Origin of the sequence: Rhodopirellula sp. P2 (genome assembly GCF_028768465.1) — a bacterium.
In the GTDB taxonomy this organism is placed as follows: Bacteria; Planctomycetota; Planctomycetia; order Pirellulales; family Pirellulaceae; genus Rhodopirellula.
Window position 1 is genome coordinate 4,196,808 of sequence record NZ_CP118225.1, and the last position, 21,552, is coordinate 4,218,359.

The 21,552-nt window shown below is 57.1% G+C and carries 18 protein-coding genes; 17 read left to right on the forward strand and 1 reads right to left on the reverse strand.

Annotated elements, in window-relative coordinates; all coding sequences use genetic code 11:
* The first annotated feature begins 315 nt into the window (after window positions 1-315).
* The 12 genes from PSR62_RS14775 (at window position 316) to PSR62_RS14830 (ending at window position 12,258) form a co-directional block, all read left to right on the forward strand.
* Window positions 316-2,697 carry a phosphoketolase family protein gene (locus tag PSR62_RS14775; protein WP_274408237.1) on the forward strand — a complete coding sequence of 794 codons (2,382 nt, stop codon included), beginning with the start codon at window positions 316-318 and terminating at the stop codon, window positions 2,695-2,697.
* Window positions 2,694-3,290 (forward strand): histidine phosphatase family protein, encoded by a 597-nt coding sequence (locus PSR62_RS14780; RefSeq protein ID WP_274403769.1) that lies wholly within the window; start codon window positions 2,694-2,696, stop codon window positions 3,288-3,290. The genes PSR62_RS14775 and PSR62_RS14780 overlap by 4 nt, the downstream gene beginning before the upstream one ends.
* Window positions 3,291-3,365: 75 nt before the next feature.
* Window positions 3,366-5,408 carry an ATP-dependent zinc metalloprotease FtsH gene (gene ftsH, locus PSR62_RS14785; protein ID WP_274403770.1) on the forward strand — a complete coding sequence of 681 codons (2,043 nt, stop codon included), beginning with the start codon at window positions 3,366-3,368 and terminating at the stop codon, window positions 5,406-5,408.
* 127 nt (window positions 5,409-5,535) lie between these two features.
* A complete protein-coding gene (atpD, locus tag PSR62_RS14790) occupies window positions 5,536-6,930 on the forward strand; it encodes a F0F1 ATP synthase subunit beta (RefSeq protein ID WP_274403771.1) in 1,395 nt (464 codons plus the stop codon).
* Window positions 6,927-7,322, forward strand: coding sequence for a F0F1 ATP synthase subunit epsilon (locus PSR62_RS14795; RefSeq protein ID WP_274403772.1), 396 nt, complete (start codon window positions 6,927-6,929; stop codon window positions 7,320-7,322). The genes atpD and PSR62_RS14795 overlap by 4 nt, the downstream gene beginning before the upstream one ends.
* Window positions 7,323-7,337: 15 nt before the next feature.
* Entirely contained in the window at window positions 7,338-7,622 is a 285-nt protein-coding gene (locus PSR62_RS14800) for an AtpZ/AtpI family protein (protein ID WP_274403773.1), read from the forward strand.
* Entirely contained in the window at window positions 7,615-7,956 is a 342-nt protein-coding gene (locus tag PSR62_RS14805; RefSeq protein WP_274403774.1) for an N-ATPase subunit AtpR, read from the forward strand. The genes PSR62_RS14800 and PSR62_RS14805 overlap by 8 nt, the downstream gene beginning before the upstream one ends.
* On the forward strand, window positions 7,953-8,639 hold the full coding sequence (locus PSR62_RS14810) for a F0F1 ATP synthase subunit A (protein WP_274403775.1): 687 nt from the start codon (window positions 7,953-7,955) through the stop codon (window positions 8,637-8,639). Before PSR62_RS14805 ends, PSR62_RS14810 begins: the two co-directional genes overlap by 4 nt.
* 83 nt (window positions 8,640-8,722) lie before the next feature.
* Window positions 8,723-8,989, forward strand: a complete 267-nt coding sequence (locus PSR62_RS14815) for a F0F1 ATP synthase subunit C (protein WP_047813932.1) — start codon at window positions 8,723-8,725, stop codon at window positions 8,987-8,989.
* Window positions 8,990-9,005: 16 nt separating this feature from the next.
* Entirely contained in the window at window positions 9,006-9,746 is a 741-nt protein-coding gene (locus PSR62_RS14820) for a F0F1 ATP synthase subunit B family protein (protein ID WP_274403776.1), read from the forward strand.
* Between the two features lie 93 nt (window positions 9,747-9,839).
* Window positions 9,840-11,354 (forward strand): alternate F1F0 ATPase, F1 subunit alpha, encoded by a 1,515-nt coding sequence (locus PSR62_RS14825; RefSeq protein WP_274403777.1) that lies wholly within the window; start codon window positions 9,840-9,842, stop codon window positions 11,352-11,354.
* A complete protein-coding gene (locus PSR62_RS14830; RefSeq protein ID WP_274403778.1) occupies window positions 11,341-12,258 on the forward strand; it encodes a F0F1 ATP synthase subunit gamma in 918 nt (305 codons plus the stop codon). The genes PSR62_RS14825 and PSR62_RS14830 overlap by 14 nt, the downstream gene beginning before the upstream one ends.
* Before the next feature lie 842 nt (window positions 12,259-13,100).
* On the opposite strand, the gene PSR62_RS14835 is transcribed toward PSR62_RS14830, so the two are convergent.
* Window positions 13,101-14,333: a cation:proton antiporter gene (locus PSR62_RS14835; RefSeq protein WP_274403779.1), complete on the reverse strand. Its 1,233-nt coding sequence runs from the start codon at window positions 14,331-14,333 to the stop codon at window positions 13,101-13,103.
* Window positions 14,334-14,643: 310 nt separating this feature from the next.
* Here PSR62_RS14835 and PSR62_RS14840 point away from each other — a divergent pair, with 310 nt between their 5' ends.
* The 5 genes from PSR62_RS14840 (at window position 14,644) to gpmA (ending at window position 21,485) form a co-directional block, all read left to right on the forward strand.
* A complete protein-coding gene (locus tag PSR62_RS14840; protein WP_274403780.1) occupies window positions 14,644-15,153 on the forward strand; it encodes a lactoylglutathione lyase family protein in 510 nt (169 codons plus the stop codon).
* Window positions 15,154-15,492: 339 nt separating this feature from the next.
* The gene (locus PSR62_RS14845; RefSeq protein ID WP_274403781.1) at window positions 15,493-18,531 is read left to right on the forward strand and encodes an FG-GAP-like repeat-containing protein; all 3,039 of its coding nucleotides are present in this window, start codon (window positions 15,493-15,495) and stop codon (window positions 18,529-18,531) included.
* 142 nt (window positions 18,532-18,673) lie between these two features.
* Window positions 18,674-19,087, forward strand: coding sequence for a hypothetical protein (locus PSR62_RS14850; protein ID WP_274403782.1), 414 nt, complete (start codon window positions 18,674-18,676; stop codon window positions 19,085-19,087).
* Window positions 19,088-19,129: 42 nt separating this feature from the next.
* Window positions 19,130-20,797: an ABC1 kinase family protein gene (locus PSR62_RS14855; RefSeq protein ID WP_274403783.1), complete on the forward strand. Its 1,668-nt coding sequence runs from the start codon at window positions 19,130-19,132 to the stop codon at window positions 20,795-20,797.
* 7 nt (window positions 20,798-20,804) lie between these two features.
* A complete protein-coding gene (gene gpmA / locus PSR62_RS14860; protein WP_274403784.1) occupies window positions 20,805-21,485 on the forward strand; it encodes a 2,3-diphosphoglycerate-dependent phosphoglycerate mutase in 681 nt (226 codons plus the stop codon).
* The last annotated feature ends 67 nt before the right edge of the window (window positions 21,486-21,552 follow it).

Here is a 21,552-nt window from a genome sequence, read left to right on the forward strand (position 1 = left end):
TTTGGAACCCCGGGGATGTTCCATCCCGCACAGCGACTGTGCGTGGGATGCCATCCTGTCACAGCGGCGAGGGCAGCCCGAACGATCTTGGGCAGGGACATGGGGCAGGGACATGGGGCAGGGACATTGGGCAGGGACATTGGGCAGGGACATGGGTCAGGGATATGGGTCAGGGATATGGGGCAGGGATATGGGGCAGGGATATCGGACAAGGAAATGGGATGGTTCGACCAGCAAGATGTGTTCTTGGCGGCTGTGGTACAGCAATTGCCAATCAATCGATTCGCATTCCATTCAACCGAGAAGGCCGACGTGATGATTGAAACACTTGAATCAACCCAAGTTGCTCCCGAGACCCTGCAAAAGATTGACGCCTATTGGCGAGCCGCGAATTACTTGTCGGTCGGGCAGATTTACCTTTATGACAATCCCTTGCTGAAACGTCCGCTGAAGATTGAGGACGTCAAGCACATGCTGCTGGGGCACTGGGGAACCACGCCAGGTCAGAACTTCATCTATGCCCATTTGAACCGGATCATCAAGCAATACGATCTCGACATGATCTACGTGTCGGGGCCGGGGCACGGCGGTCCCGCCGTTGTCGGGAACACGTACCTGGAAGGTTCTTACAGCGAGATCTACCCGCACATCAGCCAAGACGAAGCGGGAATGCGAAAGCTGTTCATTCAATTCTCCTTCCCGGGGGGAATTCCCAGCCATGCGTCGCCCGAATGCCCTGGTTCGATCCATGAAGGCGGCGAACTGGGATATTCGCTGAGTCATTCCTTCGGTGCCGTGTTCGACAATCCCGATTTGATTGTCGCCTGCGTGGTGGGCGATGGAGAAGCGGAAACCGGACCATTGGCAACCGCTTGGCATTCCAACAAGTTCTTGAATCCAGCCACCGACGGTGCGGTTCTCCCAATCTTGCATTTGAACGGGTTCAAGATCGCCAACCCCACCATCCTGGCCCGCATCGAACACGAGGAACTGGATCAGCTGATGCGCGGTTACGGGTGGACTCCCATCTTTGTGGAGGGCGACGACCCGATCCGAATGCACGCGGCGATGGCGGAAGCACTGGATGTTGCGGTGAAACAGATCCAATCGATCCAGCGCTACGCTCGCGAAAGTGGCGACACGACTCGTCCTCGTTGGCCGATGATCGTGTTGAGGTCACCCAAGGGATGGACGGGGCCAAAGTTTGTGGACGGCGTGCCAATCGAAGGCACGTTTCACTCGCACCAAGTCCCGCTTTCTGATCCCGCCACTCGCCCCGATCACCTGCGTCAGCTCGAAGAGTGGCTCCGCAGCTATCGTCCGGAAGAACTCTTTGATGAAGAAGGACGCTTGCGTCCAGAAATTGCGGATCTGGCGCCCCGTGGCGATCGTCGGATGGGCGCGAATCCGCATGCCAACGGCGGGCGTTTGTTGCGGCAATTGAAGATGCCTGACTTCCGGGAGTACGCCGTTGAGATCACGGAACGCGGTTGCCGAGGCATTGGTGACACGCACGTCACTGGCAAGTTCATTCGCGACATCATTCAACTGAATGACGACCACAAGAATTTTCGTGTCTTTGGTCCCGACGAAACGCTCTCGAATGGTTTGGAGGCCGTGTTTGATGTCACTCAGCGACAGTGGAACGCGGCGACGGTCGACACCGATGAATTGCTGGCGCCCACCGGTCGCGTCTTGGAAATGCTCAGCGAGCATCAATGCGAAGGCTGGTTGGAAGGTTACCTGCTCACCGGACGGCATGGGCTGTTCAACTGCTATGAAGCGTTTGTCCACATCGTGGATTCGATGTTCAACCAACATGCAAAGTGGTTGAAGGTGACGTCGGAGTTGCCTTGGCGTCACAAGATCGCGTCGCTGAACTACTTGCTGGCATCGCACGTGTGGCGACAGGACCACAACGGGTTCACGCACCAAGATCCCGGTTTCATTGATGTGGTCGTCAACAAGAAAGCGGAAATTGTTCGCGTCTACCTGCCGCCAGATGCCAACTGCTTGCTCTCGGTGATGGATCACTGCTTGCGAAGTCGGCATTACGTCAATGTCGTCGTGGCGGGCAAGCATCCCTCGCCACAGTGGCTGACCATGGACGAAGCCGTCGAACACTGTGCCAAAGGCATTGGGATTTGGGACTGGGCGGGCAACGAGTCCTCGGGCGACCCCGACGTCGTGATGGCTTGTTGTGGCGATGTCCCCACCTTGGAAACATTGGCCGCGGTTTCGATTCTGCGAGAGCATTTGCCTGAACTGAAAATTCGCGTCGTCAACGTGGTCGATCTGATGCGATTGCAACCCAAGTCGGAACACCCTCACGGTCTCAGTGATCCCGATTTTGATGCCCTGTTCACGCAGGACAAACATGTGATCTTCGCTTTTCATGCCTACCCATGGCTGGTTCATCGGCTGACTTATCGGCGGACCAATCACAGCAACATCCACGTGCGTGGGTACAAGGAAGAGGGCACGATCACGACTCCGTTCGACATGACAGTCCTGAACGATCTGGACCGATTTCATCTGGTGATGGACGTGATTGACCGTTTGCCCAAAACCGGTGAGCAAGGCCAAGGTCTGAAAACTCTGATGCAAGAGAAGTTGGTCGAGCATCGACGCTACATCAACAAAAATGGTCAAGACATGCCCGAAGTTCGGAATTGGAAGTGGAGTCCATCGCGATGAACGATCGACTCCCGCAGGTCTATCTCGCTCGGCATGGTGAGACGCCCTGGACGATCACGGCTCAGCACACCGGATCGACTGATTTGCCGCTGACCCCGAAAGGCGAACGAAACGCCTCGCAGCTTCGTGGGCGGTTGGCAGGGGTGGCGTTCGAAGAGGTTTGGACCAGCCCCTTGCAACGAGCGAAGCGAACGTGCGAGTTGGCGGGATTTGGCTCGGGGAACACGGTCGTCGAAGACCTGACGGAATGGAATTGTGGCGACTACGAAGGGCTCACGCGGGAGGAAATCCAGGCAAGGAGTCCCGGTTGGAATCTCTTTCGCGATGGATGTCCCAACGGAGAGACGCTGGCCGATGTGACGTCACGCGTTCAGCGCGTCATCGACCGGATTCGTCAGCAAAAGGGTGACCGCTTGCTCTTCGCCCACAAGCACTTCTTGCAGGTCTTCGCGGCTTGCTGGCTGGGGCTGCCACCGGCTACCGGGCACCAGTTCTTTCTCGGCACGGCCGCGTTGAGCATCGTCGGTTATCACCACGGCAAATCGGATTCTGTCATCCGGCTTTGGAACGATCGCAGTCATCTGACGGACTGAGCCAACGGCCCAAGCCGAGCCGCAGCGACTCGCCATTTCGGCATCCAAGCAATCCCTTCACGATGAACAAGTCCGATGGAAATCAAACTCGACAAGAAAAAAGGTGATTCGGCTGACAAGTCTGCCAAAGAACCTCCGTATCCCCAGTGGCAGTCGGCGTTGTGGTATTTCTCGGTGCTGCTGTTGGTCTTGTGGCTTTGGCAGGACATCTCACGAATTGCGGAAGTGCAGCGAATTCCCTACAGCGAATTCAAGGCCCATGTGGTGGCCGGTGAAGTCACCGAATGCGAACTTTCGGAGGACACGATCGAGGGCGTTTATGTTCCTCGCCCGAAAGCGAACGACGTGGCAACATCGGAGTCGGGGGCGACCGACATTGGGACAACCGACGCTGCTGCGTCAAAGGATGCTTCCAAGGCTGGTGGGGACTCGGACTCACCCTCTCGGGCGGCACCCGCGACGCTGTCCGAATCCAAATCGGAAAAAGTCGGTGATGAAACAGGATCGGCACCCACACTGATCACGTTTGTCACCAACCGCGTGGAAGACCCGGAATTGGTGGATCAGTTGATCGCGGCCAACGTCAAGTTCACTGGCAGCCGTCCGCCTAGCGTGATGCAAAACTTGTTGTTGTGGTGGGTGCTGCCGTTCGTCGCCTTCATCTTTCTCAGTCGGTTTCTGGCCAACCGAATCGGGAACACCGGGCAAGCCATGATGGGGTTTGGGCGCAGCAAGGCCAAGTTGGTCGCGGATGAGGACACCGGGGTACGGTTCACCGATGTGGCAGGTTGTGTCGAGGCCAAGTTCGAGTTGGAAGAAGTCGTTGACTTTCTCAAGAACCCCCAACGGTACGTGGAACTGGGGGCCAAGATCCCCAAGGGAGTGCTGTTGGTCGGGCCTCCCGGGACGGGCAAAACGTTGCTTGCCCGCGCCGTTGCTGGGGAGGCTGGCGTGCCGTTCTTTTCGATCAGCGGCAGTGAGTTTGTGGAGATGTTTGTGGGGGTGGGGGCAGCGCGTGTTCGGGATCTTTTCGAACAAGGCAAGCAACACGCACCATGCATCATCTTCATTGACGAACTCGATGCGATCGGTCGGGAACGCGGGGTTCATGTGGCCACGGTGAACGATGAACGGGAGCAAACGCTGAATCAATTGTTGGTCGAGCTCGATGGCTTTGCTGCCAACACGGGGGTGATCATCCTTTCGGCGACCAACCGCCCCGAGGTGTTGGACCGCGCGTTGTTGCGTCCCGGTCGATTCGATCGGCAGGTGCTGGTCGATGCTCCTGATTTCGAAGGCCGGTTGGGGATCCTCAGCGTTCACGCGCGCAACAAACCGCTCGATGACAGCGTTGACCTGCGTGACATTGCCCGCTCGACACCGGGGTTGTCGGGTGCCGATCTTGCGAACGTGATGAACGAAGCGGCCTTGTTGGCGGCTCGACGCAAATCGAAATCGATCGCGAAATGTGATTTGGAGGAAGCGGTGGAAAAGGTCGTCGCCGGACCGGAACGAAAGAGCCGTCGCTTGGGCGAAGAAGAACGCCGGCGGGTTGCCTTTCATGAAGTCGGGCACGCGTTGGTGGCGACGTTCAGCGAACATGCGGAACCGGTGCGGAAGATCAGCATCATCCCGCGAGGACAGGCGGCGTTGGGGTACACGTTGCAATTGCCGACCGAGGACCAGTACCTGATGACGCGCAGCGAACTGGATGCCCGTTTGAGCGGGTTGTTGGGGGGACGTGCTGCCGAGCAGATTGTGTTTGACGAAGTCAGTTCCGGGGCGGAAAACGATTTGCAGAAAGCCACCACGATCGCCCGCCAAATGGTGTGCATGTTTGGAATGAGCGATTCGGTGGGGCTCACCCACTGTGCGCAGCAACCCAATGCATTCACCGCCACTTCTGGCGTTCTGCAACGTGATTGCAGTGAACACACGGCCAGCAGCATCGATGATGAGGTCAAGAGTCTGTTGGCGATCGCCTACGCCCAGGCTCAATCCATCCTGACGGAACATCGCGAGGCGTTGAACCGCGTCGCCACGGAACTGCTGGAACACGAAACTCTGGATGCGTCCGAGTTTCAGGCCTTGCTGCCAGGTCCCGTCCAAGCTGCTTGAATTCGCCAGTGGCACAGCGAATGCATACCTGTCCGTGTGCCGTGAAGGCACCACCATTGCGATGAAAGACTGAACGAAACCTTTTCCCACTCCCCCAGGCGTCTTTCCCGATGCCGGAATGATACTGATGGAAATCGAAACCCCTTCGCTGAATGATACCGATCGCGGGCATGTGGTCGCTGTTCGCGGCAGTGTGATCGACGTTTGCTTTCCCGGTGAACCTCCGGCAATGAATTGGGAGTTGCGGATTGGGGACCGTGGTGAGGTGGTGGCGGAAGTCGCTAGCCAACTCGATCCGCACACCGTGCGTGCCATCGCGATCACATCGCCCCGTGGTTTGTCGCGGGGGGCTCCCGTGCGAAGTTTCGGGCGACCGATGCAGGTGCCGGTCGGCAAGCCTCTGCTGGGCAGAGTGCTCGATGTGTTTGGCAACACACTCGACGATGGCGAATCGCTGGATTCCATCGAGCACCGCAGCATTCATCAGACGCCGCCCGCGATCAACCGCCGCATTGCGAAGTCGGAAGTGTTCACGACCGGAATCAAGGCGATTGACTTGCTGTCGCCGCTTGAACGAGGCGGCAAAGCAGGTCTGTTTGGTGGTGCGGGCGTTGGCAAAACAGTCTTGATCACCGAGTTGATCCACAACATCGTTGGCGGGCACGATGGGATCAGCTTGTTCTGCGGGATCGGTGAGCGATGCCGAGAGGCGGAAGAACTGTACCGTGAGATGGGGACTGCCGGAGTTCGCGACAACACGGTCATGGTCTTTGGTCAAATGAACGAACCGCCGGGGGCGCGTTTTCGTGTCGGCCACGCGGCGCTCACGATGGCAGAATCGTTTCGGGACGATGCCAAGCAAGACGTGTTGCTGTTGATTGACAACATCTTTCGATTTGTGCAGGCCGGGATGGAAGTCTCGGGGTTGCTCGGGCAATTGCCATCCCGCGTCGGGTACCAGCCTTCTTTGGCAAGTGACCTGGCGGAACTCGAGGAACGCATTTGCACCACGTCCGACGCGGCAATCACGTCCGTGCAAGCCGTTTATGTTCCTGCCGATGACTTCACGGACCCCTCTGCGGTCCACACCTTCGCACACTTGTCGGCGACCGTGGTGCTATCACGCAAACGAGCCAGTGAGGGCTTGTATCCCGCGATCGATCCTTTGAAGTCGACCTCGGAAATGATGTTGCCAGGGGTGGTCGGTGAGCGGCACTACAAAACGGCCAGCAATGTGCGTCAAACGTTGGCCGGATACGAAGAACTGAAGGACATCATCGCGATGTTGGGCATGGAAGAACTGTCTCGCCAGGATCGTCTGACGGTGAATCGGGCCAGACGTCTGGAGCGATTCTTGACGCAACCGTTCTTCACGACGCAGCAGTTCACCGGCCACGAGGGCCACATGGTGAGCATTGAAGACACCTTGGATGGCTGCGAACGGATTTTGAATGACGAGTTTCAAGATCGGCCGGAGCGAGACTTGTACATGGTGGGCAAACTTCCGAGTTCCAAATCATGAACCTGACGTTGAACACGCCCAACGAGATCGTGCTGGATTTGACTGTCAACAAGGTGATTGCCGAGGGCACGCATGGGAGTTTTTGTCTGCTGCCGCGACATGTCGATTTCCTGGCCGCTTTGGTGCCTGGTTTGCTGAGCTGGGAAGATGAGACAGGAAAGGAATCGTTCGCGGCCGTCGGGACCGGGATTTTGGTCAAGCGTGCCAATGATGTTTACGTCTCTGCCGAAGCGGCTTCGCACGGAGCGGAACTGGAGGAACTGCAACGTCTGGTTCGTGAAGAGTTTTCGCAGATGGACGAACAGCAGCGTGCTGCCCATACCGCAGTCGCAAAGCTGGAAGCGGACTTCCTCCGCCGAACGATGGCACTGGCCGAAGACCACGTGGTGTAAGGAACGAATCAAGCGATGAACAAGCGCCAGACGCTTCAGGACAACGTCGATGCGAAGCAATCTCGCAAGCTCGACGCACGTCAGCAGGGCGAGCATTCCGCCTGGTTTGGTTTGGGAATGTTCGGGTTGGTCGGGTGGTCCATCGCGATTCCAACGCTGCTCGGAATCGCAGTGGGAGTTTGGATCGATGAACGCTGGCCGAGTCGGTTCTCTTGGACCTTGATGCTGTTGATCGGTGGTGTGGGGATGGGATGTTTGAATGCGTGGTGGTGGGTCAATCGGGAGAATGAAGATGAATGAATGGATCGCGATGACGGGTGGTTTTCTGGCGGGGGCTGCTGCAGGAGCGTTCTTTGTGGCGTCGTTGTGGTGGACCACGGTTCGCTTGCCCGCGTCTCGTCAACCGTGGTTGCTGCTGGGCGGCGGTGCGGTGCTGCGGATGGCCGTGGTGCTGGGGATCTTGGCGATGCTGGCACGCAGTGGGGATTGGCGAATCCTGGTGGCAGCGGCCATGGGGTTCGCGCTCATCCGCACAGTCGGCGTGTGCACTATCGCTCAGCGTGACGCCAGCTTTCAACTCGCGTCGGCACCCATTTCGCCAGCAGAAACTTTACGTCCCAGGAGCAAACCATGAGTGGCGTGCAAATCACATCGGACGAATGGATCTTGTGGCAATCGGAGGCTTGGCCGGTCGTGAAGATCAACGCCACGCTGGCGTTCACTTGGTTGGTGATGGCGGTGTTGGTCGTCGGTTCATGGTGGATCACGCGGCGATTGACCAGCGACACCGAGATCCCGCGTTGGCAGAACCTCTTGGAAGTGTTGGTCACCGGCATTCGAGATCAAATTCGAGATGTCAGCCGGCACGACCCGGGGCCGTACCTGCCGTTTGTGGGAACGTTGTTCCTCTTCATCGCGGTGGCCAATTTGTTGAGCATCGTGCCTGGCTACGTCCCGCCCACCGGTTCGCTGTCGACAACAGCGGCGTTGGCAACCTGCGTGTTTGTGGCGGTCCCTGTGTTTGGAATCGCCTCGCATGGGGTTGGCAACTACTTGAAACGCTACCTGCAACCGACACCGTTGATGCTGCCTTTCAACCTGATTGGCGAACTTTCACGGACTTTGGCACTGGCTGTGCGTTTGTATGGAAACATGATGAGCGGCGCAGTGATCGCTGCGATTCTGATCAGCTTCGTCCCGCTCTTCATTCCGATTGTGATGCAAGTGATGGGGCTGCTGACAGGAATGATTCAGGCCTACATCTTTGCCGTCTTGGCGATGGTCTACATCGCGTCAGCAACGAAAGTCGCCAAGTGATCGAGTCCGGATACCCTGTTCGCATTTCATCTCGTTCGTCAACCGAACACTGATTTCATCGTTCAACCAACAAGGAAGACATCATGGATAGCACCACGACGATTGCCGTCGCCAGCATCATCATGGCGGGATTGACCACCGCCATTGGATCGATTGGGCCCGCGTTTGCCGAAGGGCGTGCCGTGGCCCAGGCTCTCAGTTCGATCGCCCAGCAACCGGATTCGTCCAACACGATCACGCGCACCCTGTTTGTGGGTTTGGCCATGATCGAGTCAACGGCCATCTACTGCTTTGTCGTTTCGATGATTCTGCTGTTTGCCAATCCCTTCTGGAACCACCTGACGCAATAGCAAGGGATACGAAACGATGAGCATTGATTGGTTTACCTTCACCGCACAAGTCATCAACTTCCTGGTCCTGGTTGGGTTGTTGCGATACTTCCTTTACGGCCCCATCGTTCGCGCGATGCAGGCGCGGGAACAGAAGGTGACGCAGCGTCTGAGCGATGCGGAAGCCGCCAAGGCCGAAGCGAACCAGCAACGTGCGGCGTTGGAAAAGCAGACGCAGTCGCTGCAAGAACAGCGAGAAGAAATGCTTGCCAAGGCCAAAGCGGATGCCGACAGCGAACGTCAGCGAATGATTGCAGAGGCCAGAAAAGAGGCGGACACCCGGCGAGAACACTGGACGTCCACCTTTGAACGAGATCAAAAGGACCTGGCCGATCAAACCCGTCGTGACATTCAGCGAATGGGGTTCCAGGCCGCCCGCGAAACCATTGAACAACTGGCGGACGAAGATCTGCAGAGGCGGGTCTGTCAAACGTTTGTGAAGCAGCTGCAGAAGCTTGACGAAACACAACGAACCGCGATCGCCACCCAACTGGTCGATTCGGGAAACCCCGTCTTGGTTCGATCCGCGGATGACCTGGACGACAGCGACCGTAGTCCAATCCGTGACGCGATCCATGAAGTGTTTCAGTGCGACGCGGAGGTTCGGTTCGAATCAGATCCGGCGTTGATCGCAGGGTTGGAAATGGACGCGGGTGGATACAGCCTGCCATGGAACGCGGAACGTGCTCTCAAAAAAATGGAGGCCAACGTGGCGTAGGCAACGGTGTGAAAGATGGACGAGGTGGTGGGTTCTTCGAAATGGGACCTGTTGCTTCGTCCAGGACTCGCCGCTGTGACAACACGATCGATCATGACCACCTACTCTGAAACACTGGAAGCCGCCGCTCACCAATTTGGTCAGGCGGTGAAATCTCAGCCCAGTCAATTGACGGTCACCGAAATCGGGACCGTCGAAGAGGTCCAACGCGGGATCGCTCGTGTCCACGGTTTGCCCCACGTGCAGGTCGACGAAGTGCTCCGCTTCGCGGGCGGTCACCTCGGTTACGCTTTCAACCTGGATCCTGACCAAGTCGGTTGCGTGTTGCTGGATTCCAGCGAACAGATCACCGCTGGATCGCGGGTGGAGCGGATGCACACGGTGCTGGACACTCCGGTTGGCGATCAGCTTCTGGGGCGTGTGGTGGACCCGGTCGGCCGGCCTTTGGATGGGGGCCGATCCCTCGATGATTTGCCACGTGAACCTTGCGAACGTGACGCACCACCGATCATGCAACGTGCTCCGGTGACGGTCCCGTTGCAATCCGGGCTGAAAGTCGTTGACGCGATGATTCCGATCGGCCGTGGTCAACGACAGTTGTTGCTGGGGGATCGTCAAACGGGCAAGACAGCGATCGCAGTCGACACAATCATCAACCAACGTGGCCGCGATGTGATTTGCATCTATTGCAGCATTGGTCAACGCAGCACGGGCGTGGCTCGTGTGATTGAACACTTGCGCCACCACGAGGCCTTGGATCACACCATTGTGGTGATCGGGGCGGACGATGCCCCACCGGGATTACAGTTCCTGGCACCTTATGCAGCCACGACGATGGGGGAACACTTCATGCGGCAGGGACGCGACGTGTTGATCGTCTACGACGATTTGACTTCGCATGCTCGGGCTTACCGGCACCTGTCGTTGTTGCTACGCCGTCCGCCCGGTCGCGAGGCGTTTCCAGGCGACATCTTCTATGTGCACTCACGTTTGCTGGAACGTTCCACGCACTTGATCAAGAGTGCCGGCGGAGGTTCCTTGACGGCTCTGCCAATCATCGAAACGGAAGCCCAGAACGTGTCGGCGTACATTCCGACGAATTTGATTTCGATCACGGACGGGCAGATCTACTTGTCACCCACCTTGTTTCGCAAAGGCGTGTTGCCGGCGATTGATGTCGGACGCAGTGTTTCGCGAGTGGGTGGAAAAACACAGTTGCCCGCTTACCGTGTCGTCGCGGGGGATTTACGACTGACCTACTCGCAATTTGAAGAGCTGGAACGTTTTGCTCGCTTCAGCAGTCAGCTTGACGAAGACACCCGTGCAACGCTCAACCGTGGGCGTTTGATTCGCGAAATCCTGAAGCAAACTCAATTTCAACCGCTCACGCTGCCGCAACAGATCGCGTCGTTGATTGCGGTGACCAGTGGTGTGTTGGATGGTTCCCCCGTGGACCAGCTTCCCAAGTTGGAGCGTGCCATCCAGGATGCGGTGACCTCGCAGGCGGCTGAGTTGTGTGCCCAGATGCAGGCGGGCGAAAAACTGGACCAGCAACAGGTGGAACAGATCGCTCACATCGCTGCCGGAGCCGTTCATGCCCACCCTTGAACTTTTGCGGCGTAAGATCGAAACCGCGTCGGACTTGCAGTCGGTTGTGACCACGATGAAGACGTTGGCCGCCGTTCGGATTCACCAATACCAACGGGCGGCGGACGCGTTGATGGATTACAACCGAACCATTGAATTGGGACTGCAAGTGATCCTGCGGGAGCAGAGACTCCGTCATCTGCCGGCCAGCGAATGGGGCGGTGGAAGTTCGGGAGTGGGTGGTTCGGAAGAGAATTCACATCATGGCGTGATTGTGATCGGCAGCGACCAAGGCATGTGCGGTCAATTCAATGAACAGATCGCGACGCATGCCTTGGAACATCATGCCAAGCACTGTCAGCGGCCTCCGGAAGCATTGTGGATCGTGGGATCTCGGGTCGCGTTTTTACTGACGGACAGTGGCTGGTCCATCGACGAGGCGTTTCGGATTCCGACCTCTGTGCCAGAAATCGCGGACTGTGTCAGTGACTTGCTGACCGCGGTGGAGGCAGTGCGGGAGCAACGCAATTTGACGACATTGAGGATCTACTCGAACATGCGATCCTCCGCGGGGGCGTACCAGCCCAACACGACGCAGCTGCTTCCGATCGATTTAGCATGGCTGCAACAGCTGTCTGTCAAAAACTGGGAATCGACCTGTTTGCCAACCTTTGGCGGCGAGCGGGAAGAATTGTTTTCCTTGCTTGTGCGACAAAGCCTGTACGTTTCGCTGTACCAAGCTTGTGCGGAATCCTTGGCCAGTGAAAACGCCAGTCGGATCGCTGCGATGCAAGCCGCGGAAAAGAACATCGAGGAAACGCTTGATGAACTGAACACGGCTTTCAAAACCCAACGGCAAACCGCGATCACCGAAGAGTTGCTGGACGTCGTGGTCGGCTTCGAAGCCTTGACGTCCGGCTCCTAAGCAGGTCGGCATGAAGGATTGGGGTGAGTCCCGTGAGTCGTTCGGGCGTTCGCCCGGGCTGCAAAATGCTTTGGGGCGTGGTGGCTATTCCTTTGCGAATGTTTTTATCAAGGTAGCGATGTCAGACGGTAGCCGGATTCGCCAGAATTCGGACCGCTCCACCATCTCGCCATCTGAATTGTGGGCAATTCAGCGACCACCACTCCACAACCCGAACGCGTCAGTTTTGAAGTTGCGCTTGTTCGTTGAATGGCCAACGGCCTTCTTCAACCTAGCCAGTGGGCAACGCCCAATGCCATCTACTTTCGAACCAACCGAGGGGATTTTGTTAGCGGAACGGCGCAAGCCGTCCGGTAAATCGCGAGTGTTTTCCGACGCATCACCGGACGGCTCGCGCCGTTCCGCTACAAAGTCGATGGCATTGGGGCAACGCCCCTGGGCCAGGAGAACACGGCCCCATTTTGGCCAACGGCCAAATTCAATCCAAGACGTGTGGGCTGATGTTGGCCGTTGGCCAACTCATTTCCCTTTGTTCTCGTAGCCTGGGGCGATGCCCCAGGCTACGAGAATGAAGGCCTTTGGCCAACAAAACCGAATGCAAAAGCGCAACTTCAAAACTGACGCGTTCGGGTTGTGATGGGTGCTCTTGGCCGACTCTGACGGGGTAAGAGTGCCCATCCTACATGCGTCGAAACGTCGTTGAGGACTGAGTCGACAAGCCGTCGGCATTGACGCTCTGATTGCGGATGCCAAGTTTATTCCTGGATTGCACCAAGCCAGCAACGTGGGCCAGGTCTCACCTGGCGACTCAGTCAATGCGAAAGATTGCAGGCCCTGTCTTCTTAGGACGCTGACGGGACGTCCGGCCGAGACGGTTTCGCCTGGCCCTCGCCCGAGACCATCAGTTGCCAGCGTGTCACGACGGGACCGACTAACTCAAAGACGAATGTCGTTCCGACAATCGTGGTCAGCACTTTTTCGCCCAACTCGGGATAACGCTGGGCCACCATCAACGCCAATCCCAGGGCCACGCCAGCTTGCGGTAGCAGGCAGAAACCGATGTGTCGGCGGACGACGGGAGGTGCACCCGCGGCTTTGGCCCCGAGGTAGGCGCCAATGAATTTGCCGATCACCCGAGCGACGATGTATCCCAAGCCGATCCATCCCACATGGACCAGTTGATCGAGCTGGAACTGGAACCCAGCCAGGACAAAGAACACAATCAGAAAGGGTTGTTCCACTTCTTTGATCGCGTGGAACGGACGGTGGTGATGATGAGCGACGTTGGACACGGTCGCGCCCATCGCCATGCAAGCCATCACGTAAGAAAGCTCAAAGTAAAGGGCCAATCCGCTGCACAGCAGCACAAACCCGAGCGTTTCCACGATGGTCAGCACACCTGATTTGATTCGCCCCGTCAGCATCGCCATGGGCAGACCAACGGCGATGCCCAGAAGCAAGCCTCCCACGATTTCCCAGAGCCCATGTCCGAGGACGACCCAGGAAGCGACGCTGGCCGAGGTTTCGGGCGTGACCATGGAACTGGCGATCACCGTCAACAGGCTGAACAGCATCACGCCCCACGCGTCGTCGATCGCCACGACTCCGAGCAGCGTGTCCGTGAGCGGACCTTTCGAGCCTGTCCCGCTGGCAACATCCATCGTCGCGGCCGGGTCGGTCGCGGGGGCCACACTGGCAAGGAGCAACGCCAACGGAATGGGAACGCCGAATGCCCAGAGCAGCAAGAACACACACGCCGCCGAACCAGCGACTTCCGCCAGTGAAACGAAGGCGACCGGTTTGCCCGTGGTCCGTAAACGCTTTCCAAGAAATCGTTCGCCCAGGTGAAAGCCGATGATGCTGAGCGCGAGCAACGTCGCAAATGAAAACCACTGAGTGATCTCATCGGGCACCAAGTGCCACCCCGACGGTCCTGCCAAAAAACCCAGCAACAACAGCAACGTGACTCTCGGAACGTGCATCCGGCGTCCCAGCACATCGGCCGCAAAACCGGCCAGCAGGAAGCCGCCCAGAATCATCAAAGAAACCGCATCGGCAACGTCGTTCAAAGTCACTCTCCTGAATCGATGAATCTGCAACGAATCTGTCGGTTGCCAGCATGTGGCAACGTTGGAACGCAAATGTTGGGCCGGGCGAGTCTTGCCGAGTTGCTCGTTTCACTGCCGCCCGCTGGTGTCCCATCCGGATGTGCAGGTGGGCACGATTCCGAGCAAATGGGCTCAGTGACCGCACCGTGGAAGGCGGGACTTGTTGGGCCGCCGGTCATCCTTGATGATTGGCCATCGTTGTTACCAGGTTGAGCGACTCGTTTGATCCTGGCGAGACAACCCTTTTCTCCACCTCCGCTTCATTTGGCTGCTGCTCATGACGTTTCCACGGACTTTCTCGCACATCGGAATCTCGGTCACGGACTTGGACCGAGCCGTGAAGTTTTACACCGAGACACTGGGGTGGTACGTCATCATGCCGCCGACTGAAATTGTCTCGGATGACTCGGCAATCGGGGTGATGTGCAACGATGTCTTTGGAGAGGGCTGGGGACGCTTTCGCATTGCGCACCTGGCAACCGGCGACCGAGTCGGCGTGGAATTGTTCGAATTCGACAACGCCGAGTTGCGTGAGAACAACTTTGAGTATTGGAAGTCGGGCGTGTTCCACTTCTGCGTGCAAGATCCCGATGTCGAAGGGCTCGCCCAAAAGATTGTCGAGAATGGTGGCAAACAACGAATGCCAGTTCGCGAATACTTCCCCGGTGAGAAGCCTTACCGAATGGTTTACTGCGAAGATCCGTTTGGGAACTTGATCGAAATCTATTCGCACAGTTACGAGCTGACATACTCCGCAGGTGCCTACCAAGGCGATGCGAAAGAGTGATTGACTGTCTCACCCTCGTAAAAGAATGTGGCGATTCCTGTGAGTTGTCGAGAAAGGGGAGCTGAAGACGCCAAAACCGCTTGCCAACGCCGTTATCTTGGCCGGTGGATGGAGGTGGAAAATCACGCGTGACGGTTCGATCCAGCGTGACTTAAGATCGAAACGTCGCCCCGCATGGCAATCGCATTGTCGCAGGGTGTCGCCGTGAGAAGTCACATTACTTGCTCTGGCAAGCAGCTCGAACATTCATCGGACGAAGCCTGAGTTGTTCCTGTAAAACGGAATCGCCCAGTCCCTCGCGGTTGAGAGTTGAAGCTGATGCGGAGCGGATGTTTTTGAATGGATGGTCCGTTGGTCCAGTCGCTCCGTTTGCCAGGTCCCGCATTTCTGGTCCAGCCGTTTCAGATTGGCTGGAATTGCTTTCTGTGTGGGGTGCTGTTGTTCGCTGGTTGTGCACCGTCCGTGTCGAAGAAGACTTCGATGGAGGATGCGTCTGACAACGATTCTTCCGGCCAAAGGACGCCGGTGGTGGAGGAGGGCGATACGAGCGGACCGTTGAGCGTTGCAACCGAAGCTTTTGAGCATGGAGATTGCGATCGCGCTGCCGAGTTACTGACCCCGTTGATGATCGAGCATCCGGAGGACCAGGAATTGTTGTTGTTGGCCGCGCGGGTCGAGGCAAAGCGTGGCAAGTGGGCCAAATCGCTGGCGATCGCAGAGAGCGTTGCGGAGAGCAACACCAAGCTTCAGCGTCCCGCAATTGCCGTTTGCGTGAATGCTGCCTCAAAGCTGAATGATCCTCGTCGTTACGAGGAAATGTTGCGACGATGGGCGGAAGCCAACCCGAATCAGGTGGAACCGTACCATCGATTGTGGCGACTCTTCATGAAGCACGGGCGAACGTTCGAGGCGGCTCGCGTTGCTGATCGATTGGTCTTTCGAGGCCAAGCCAACCTGCAACAGCTTCAGTCGCTGGTCTTCCGGGGCCAATCGGTACCGCGTCTCGCAAAAGCTTCAGGTCGCAATGATCGGTTCCTCACCGAAACAGACTTCCGACCGGGGCATGGGCGGGCAAGGCACTCCTTTTCGAACGGCGAATTCCAGAAGGCTCGTGCTGAATTGGAATCCGCTTTGGCGCCTGATTCAACAACCAGGCCTGTCAACATCGCGTCTGCGAAGGCGCTGCTCGGCCGGGTGCTTGTCGAACTTCAGGATGACGCCGCCTTTTTGGAATGGTACTCCACACGCGAACCCTCTTGGGAAATCTACGACGACTACTGGTTCGCGATCGGGAGCTACCATGTCGATCATGGCCAACATGAATCTGCCATGCATGCTCTCTTGGAAGCACTCCGCCGAAATTCGGCCGACTTGGTCACTTACCAGCGGATCCAGCGAACGCTCAAAGCACTCCAGCGAAACGAACAAAGCGATGCGTTTGAAGCGAAGGCGGCCATCATTCACGAGTCACGCCAACTCGTGAAGCAACTCGATCATCGAACACCAGATAGTCAGCTTCTGAAGGACATCGGCAATCATCTGCTCGATGTGGGCCGCCCACTGGAATCGCTCCGGTGGACGGAACTGAGTCTACCGGAAACAGCTGCGATTCCGTTGGCACAAATCAAGCAGCAACGTCGAAGACTTCAGGGCGTTTCTGGACTGCGGCAGATGATGTTGGAGGACGCGATGGTCAACCTTTCGCCTTCCCAATTCGAGTTGCAACCCATCGCCTCCGCCACTCCCGCTCGTGAGGAGCGTTTCACTTGGTCGACAACTCCCAACTCGGATTTGCTGGTGAGCGTGGATGACGTCGCAACTGAACGGGGATTGAACTTCCAGTGGTATCAGGCCGAGCAGGCCGATTTGTCATCCATCGCATTGTACGAGTCGTTGGGAGGCGGCGTGGGAGTGATCGACTACGACGCGGATGGACGACCCGACCTGTACTTTGCGCAGGGAGCCGGTGACCCGCCAAAGCTGCACGGCACTCGTTCGAATCAACTTTTTCGCAACCTTGGAGAACGTTTTGTTTCGGTTCAGCAACAAAGCGGCAGTGAAGGCCGTGGCTACTCGCAGGGAATCTGCGTGGGCGATGTCAATCAAGATGGGTGGCCAGATTTGCTGATCGCGAACATCGGTTCGAATCGGCTGCTTCTCAACAACGGTGACGGGACGTTTCAAGACGGGACGAATCGGATGCACGGGCAGGGCAATCGTTTCACCTCATCCATGGCGATCGCTGACCTCAATGGGGATGCTGTGCCGGATTTGTACGAGGTCAACTACATCGATTTGAAGGATGCGTTTGATCCACCCGAGTACGATTCGCAGGGGCGAGAGTTGCTTCAGGGACCGCTCACTCATCCGCCCACAGCCGATCACTGGTATCGCAGCGACGGACAAGGCCATTGCTTCGGCCGTGAAATACCAGCATCCGTTGCTAAGCCTGGGACTGGGTTAGGCATTGTGGTCACTGAAATGGATGGTCAGGAAGGGAACGAGATTTTCGTTGGCAATGACGCGCGTCCCAACCACTTCATCGCAACCCGAAATCATCCCTGGAAAGACACCGCTAGCATTCAGGGTGTCGCCAGTGGCAGGTTTGGTCTCTCGAACGCTTGCATGGGAATTGCGACCGGAGACTTCAATCGGGACGGGCGTTTTGACATGCATGTCAGCAACTTCTTTGGTGAATACGACAATCTGTTTTTGCAAACCGAAGCCGGAACCTTTCGCGATGTCGCACCGAGCTATCAATTGCCGGCACTCAGTTCGTCCAATGTCGGTTTCGGATCCAAATGCCTGGACGTCGATCGAGACGGTTGGCTGGATCTGATGACCACGAACGGACACATCTTCGATCAGAGCCACTTGGGTGAGCCCTTTCGCCAACCGCCGCTGCTGATGCACAACCGAATGGATCGTTTTGAAGCGGTGAAGGTCTCTGATCCTTCCAGCTACCTGGCGGGTTCGTACCTTGGCCGTGGTTTGGCAAAGTTGGATTGGAATCAAGACGGGCAAATGGATTTGGTTGTCACGCACCTCGATCGACCGGCTGCGTTGTTGGAGGTTCGCACTGGAACGATGGGGCACGTGTTGCAGTTGGAGATGGTCGGCGTGCAGAGTGAGCGCGACGCGATTGGAGTTCGTGTCACAATCCAAGCGAAACGCGGAATTCAGGTCGACTGGGTGACTGCGGGCGACGGGTTTCTGTGCACCGATGAACCTGTCCTGGAATTCGGACTGGCCGACTGTGATGTCGTGGACGAGATCCAGGTGACGTGGCCCAGCGGAACGGTTCAGACGTTCGAAGACGTATCCGCTGATCATCGGTACTTGGTCGTTGAAAACGAGTCGCGATTGTTCACGCGGTAGTCGTTGTGCGTCGCCATTTTGGGGCCGTCACATTGTCAGGCATGCTGCTCACGCGGATGTGAAATCAGTCCATCCCGTGCAAGCGGCACAGCACGTGCAAAGTACAGGGGTATCACTTCAACCTGCTTCAAGGAGCACACCCATGTCCAAGTCAGACGTAATCAACAAAGATGAAGCCATGCACCATGACCACCGTCAATGGGAAAGCGATGTCGCCATGTGGCGGGATGACATCGATATCTGGCAACAAGGGCACCAGAACGCATTGAAAGAGCTCAACCGAATCGCCGAACGGCTGACCGAACACACGGCGGCATTGGACGCTCATGTGGATCAGATCGATTCGCACGAAGCCACAGCATTGCAGCACGAACACGTCGTGGCCGCTGATTTCCGCAATGAAACGGAACCCACGGCGCACTCCACGGCAGAGCACGTGAAAGAAGCCACGCGTCATCAGCATCTGCGGGACGCCCATGAACGCTTGAAAAAGCATCACCACACCGTGATGGCCCACATCGCGATGCTCAAAGCCACTCTCGACGCGGCCGTTTGAAACGTCGCGTTGGTGAGTCGCATGAAAGAAAGAATTTGACCGATGGAACTGATCGAAGTCCCGCAACTGATCCGCAACGCCGAACGTTTTCGCGAGGTCGTCACGATCCTCGCCCGGCACGGGTTGGCTGATTGGATTTCCGGTGTTCCGTCGGTCTGGCGGGAGCGACTGCGAGTGGGACGCGATGACGAATCGCTCACCACCGCAGAACGCATTCGCGTCGCGATGACGGATTTGGGAACCACGTTCATCAAGCTTGGACAGGTTCTCAGCACTCGTGAGGATCTGGTCGGCACCGAACTGGCGTGCGAGTTGGCACAACTGCGAGCCAATACGCCCAGCGACCCGCCCGAGGCGGTCATTGCGATGATCGAATCCGAGTTGGGAGCGGGCATCGACGAACTGTTTTCCTGGTTCGATCCGGTTGCCCTGGCCTCCGCTTCGATCGGACAGGTTCATCGTGCGACCACACCGGAAGGATTGGACGTCGTCGTCAAGGTCCAGCACCCCGGGATCGAACGGCGGATCGTCAATGATTTGCAGATCATGCAAAAACTGGCCGAAATCGCCGAGCAGCAATCCAACCGGCTTCGGCAGTATCGGCCCGTGGAAACCATTCGTGAGTTCCAACGATCGCTGATTCGCGAATTGGATTTTCATCGCGAACTGCAAAATATGAATCGGTTTCGCAAGAACTTCGTCGACGAACCAAACGTTCATTTCGCGACGCCGTATCCCAAGCTGAGTTCGCGGCGCGTCTTGACGATGGAACGCCTGGTTGGCGTCAGTGTTTCGGACAAGGAAGCCCTGGAGTCATCGGGAGCCGACTTGACGGCGATTGCTTTGCGTGGCGCAACCGTGTTTCTGGACATGATTTTTCGGGACGGCTTTTACCACGCCGATCCACATCCGGGGAACCTGATGATTCTTCCGGGGGTGCCCCAGCCGGATCAGGAAACGTCTATGCCCCGAGTTGGGATTCTCGACTGTGGAATGGTCGGTCGCATCGACAGCGGTCTTCGCGACGATTTGGAAGCCGCCTTGATCGCGTCCGTCACAAGCGACGCTGCCAGCATCACTGAGATCGTCGTGCGACTTGGCGAGGTGCCACTGGATTTTGATGAACCCGCCTTGGTGTGTGAAATTCAAGACTTGTTGGATGACTACGCCGATCAAAGTCTTCGCGACTTCGACGTCACCGCTTGTTTGCGAGATGTCATCCGAATCATTCGCGAGCATCGAATCTACTTGCCCGCCAAGGTCGCGATGTTGTTGAAAGTCTTGGGCATGCTTGAAGGCACCGCTCATCAACTCAATCCCGATTTCAGCCTGGCGGAATTGTTGCAACCTTACGGGGAACAGGCGATGCGTCGACGGTTGTCACCGCGACGTGTTTACGAACGCATGAAATCCCGAGTGGGTGAATGGGACCACTTGTTGAGCATTCTGCCGAAAGATCTCGCGGATGTGCTCCACAGTTTGAAGCAGGGCAACTTTGACGTCCATCTGCAGCATCGTCGCTTGGAACCTGTCGTCAATCGCTTGGTGATGGGAATCTTGACGGCGGCGTTGTTTGTCGGTTCCGCGTCGCTGTGGAGCAGTGGCGTGTCGCCTCAGTTGTTCGGTGTTTCAGTCCCCGGATTTTTGGGGTGTCTGTTGGCGCTGTTCATGGGGCTTCGACTGACCTGGCAAATTTCACGAGTGAGATGAGGACGTCATGGGAAAACTCATTCTGCTACGTCATGGTCAAAGCGTCTGGAACCGTCAAAACCGGTTCACGGGATGGACCGATGTTGGCTTGACGGACCAAGGGCACCAAGAAGCTCATGAGGCCGGCCGGACACTCCTCCACGATGGTGTGGAAATCGACATCGCGTTCACGTCCGTGTTGAAACGTGCCATCAAAACATTGTGGTTGGTTCTTGAAACCATGGACCAAATGTGGGTGCCGGTGGAACGGTCGTGGCGACTGAACGAACGGCACTACGGTGCCTTGCAGGGGCGGAACAAGGCTGAGACAGCGAAACAGTTGGGGGAGGATCAAGTGTTGAAGTGGAGACGCAGTTTCGACGTCCGCCCACCACTTCTGGATATCACGGATGATCGCTACCCAGGTTTCGATCGTCGCTATGCTTTGCTGTCCGAATCCGAATTGCCACGAGGGGAGAGTTTGCAGGACACGATCGCGCGTTGTCTGCCTTACTGGGAAGCGACGATCTCGCCCGCCTTGATGATCGGAAAGACAGTGTTGGTCGTCGCTCACGGCAACACCATCCGGGCGCTTCGAAAGCATCTCGACGAGATCTCAGACGCGGACATCGTGGGGATGGAAATTCCAACCGGCAGTCCGATCGTCTACGACGCAGAAACGATTCGCGAAAAGATTGCGAGGGTGTGAGCTGGACACTTGATTGGCCGTCGGGTCACCTCGGAACTGAAACTTCGGTTCCAAGGCGGAATTGCAT

Coding starts and splice junctions, on each gene's coding strand:
- PSR62_RS14775 (WP_274408237.1), top strand. CDS start 316: ATGATTGAAACACTTGAATCAACCCAAGTTGCTCCCGAGACCCTGCAA.
- PSR62_RS14780 (WP_274403769.1), top strand. CDS start 2,694: ATGAACGATCGACTCCCGCAGGTCTATCTCGCTCGGCATGGTGAGACG.
- ftsH (WP_274403770.1), top strand. CDS start 3,366: ATGGAAATCAAACTCGACAAGAAAAAAGGTGATTCGGCTGACAAGTCT.
- atpD (WP_274403771.1), top strand. CDS start 5,536: ATGGAAATCGAAACCCCTTCGCTGAATGATACCGATCGCGGGCATGTG.
- PSR62_RS14795 (WP_274403772.1), top strand. CDS start 6,927: ATGAACCTGACGTTGAACACGCCCAACGAGATCGTGCTGGATTTGACT.
- PSR62_RS14800 (WP_274403773.1), top strand. CDS start 7,338: ATGAACAAGCGCCAGACGCTTCAGGACAACGTCGATGCGAAGCAATCT.
- PSR62_RS14805 (WP_274403774.1), top strand. CDS start 7,615: ATGAATGAATGGATCGCGATGACGGGTGGTTTTCTGGCGGGGGCTGCT.
- PSR62_RS14810 (WP_274403775.1), top strand. CDS start 7,953: ATGAGTGGCGTGCAAATCACATCGGACGAATGGATCTTGTGGCAATCG.
- PSR62_RS14815 (WP_047813932.1), top strand. CDS start 8,723: ATGGATAGCACCACGACGATTGCCGTCGCCAGCATCATCATGGCGGGA.
- PSR62_RS14820 (WP_274403776.1), top strand. CDS start 9,006: ATGAGCATTGATTGGTTTACCTTCACCGCACAAGTCATCAACTTCCTG.
- PSR62_RS14825 (WP_274403777.1), top strand. CDS start 9,840: ATGACCACCTACTCTGAAACACTGGAAGCCGCCGCTCACCAATTTGGT.
- PSR62_RS14830 (WP_274403778.1), top strand. CDS start 11,341: ATGCCCACCCTTGAACTTTTGCGGCGTAAGATCGAAACCGCGTCGGAC.
- PSR62_RS14840 (WP_274403780.1), top strand. CDS start 14,644: ATGACGTTTCCACGGACTTTCTCGCACATCGGAATCTCGGTCACGGAC.
- PSR62_RS14845 (WP_274403781.1), top strand. CDS start 15,493: ATGGATGGTCCGTTGGTCCAGTCGCTCCGTTTGCCAGGTCCCGCATTT.
- PSR62_RS14850 (WP_274403782.1), top strand. CDS start 18,674: ATGTCCAAGTCAGACGTAATCAACAAAGATGAAGCCATGCACCATGAC.
- PSR62_RS14855 (WP_274403783.1), top strand. CDS start 19,130: ATGGAACTGATCGAAGTCCCGCAACTGATCCGCAACGCCGAACGTTTT.
- gpmA (WP_274403784.1), top strand. CDS start 20,805: ATGGGAAAACTCATTCTGCTACGTCATGGTCAAAGCGTCTGGAACCGT.